Origin of the sequence: Mesorhizobium sp. M0590 (assembly GCF_040320905.1) — a bacterium.
Lineage (GTDB): Bacteria > Pseudomonadota > Alphaproteobacteria > Rhizobiales > Rhizobiaceae > Mesorhizobium.
The window spans coordinates 1-1218 of sequence record NZ_JAMYQN010000068.1 but is presented as its reverse complement, the minus strand read 5'-3'; the positions used below and the strand labels follow the sequence as shown (position 1 = coordinate 1218).

Sequence of the window (1218 nt, the reverse complement as noted above, 5' to 3'; positions counted from 1 at the left end):
ATGGGGTGGACGCCCCCTCACGGCATCGCTGTGCCAAAGTGGTGTCGTTGATCATCACATGAACGGAGGCATCCATGTTGGAAGTTAACACAATCGGATTGGACCTGGCGAAGAACGTGTTTCAGGCGCACGGCTCGGATGCGTTGGGAGCCACCCTGTTCCGCAAAAAGTTGCGCCGCGATCACGTGCTTCGGTTGCTAGCTGAGCAGCCGGCTTGCACAGTGGCGATGGAGGCGTGTGCCGGCAGCCATTATTGGGCGCGGGAGATCGCGAAGCTGGGTCATGGCGTCCGGCTGATCGCTCCGGGCTACGTCAAGCCTTTCGTCAAGCGGCAAAAGAATGATGCAGCTGACGCGGAAGCGATCTGCGAAGCGGCCCAGAGGCCGACTATGCGGTTCGTGGCCGTGAAGAGCGAAGAGCAACAGGCCGCGGCCATGTGTTCCGCGTCCGCGATCTTTGTGGTTCGCCAGCGGACCCAGACGATCAATGCAATACCCGGCCATCTTGCGGAATTTGGACTTGTGGCTGCGCAAGGCCTCTTCCACGTCGCGAAACTTGTTACGGCGAATCGAGCAGATGGACCCTACCATCCCCGAAGCCGCCCGCCCGATCCTGTCTTTACTCGTTGAGCAGTTGCGGTCGCTGGATGCGAGAGTGGCCGAGCTCGACCGAGAGGTTGTCCGGCGCGCCAGAGAGGATGCGAAGCCAAGCGCTTGATGACGGATTCCCGGTATAGGACCGATCACCGCGACGGCGCTTGCCGCGTTGGCCCCGTCCGCTCAGACCTTCAAGAGAGGCCGGGACTTCGCGGCATAGCTCGGACTGACGCCGCTGCAACGTTCTTCGGGCGCAAGCAAAAGCTCGGCGAGACATTCCCGCATGGGCGAGCGAACCCTGCGACGGCTGCTGATCATTGGGGCCAGCGCCGCTGTGCGCTGGGCCATGCGGAAGGGATCGACCGGGGATCCGTGGCTTTCGCGGATGCTTGAGCGCAAGCCACCCATGCTGGTCATCTTCGCCTTTAATGGCCAAAGGTGGAACCTATCGAACGCCGGCCATAGCAGGATAGTCCGCTCCTCGAGCGGGCTGCCATGGTGTGAGAAGGTCGAACGGAGAGTATGGCGCTACGGTCAAAGAGACGGGTTCGGGAAAACCAGGATACGCGCCTTGAGCGCGCGAGGTTGAATTGGACCCGATGCGCGAACTCCCCATACGGGC

The 1218-nt window shown here is 61.7% G+C and carries 1 pseudogene; it reads left to right on the top strand.

Annotated features, from left to right (window positions below):
* Positions 1-74: 74 nt before the first annotated feature.
* A pseudogene (locus tag NKI52_RS32630) lies at positions 75-1069 on the top strand (IS110 family RNA-guided transposase).
* The last annotated feature ends 149 nt before the right edge of the window (positions 1070-1218 follow it).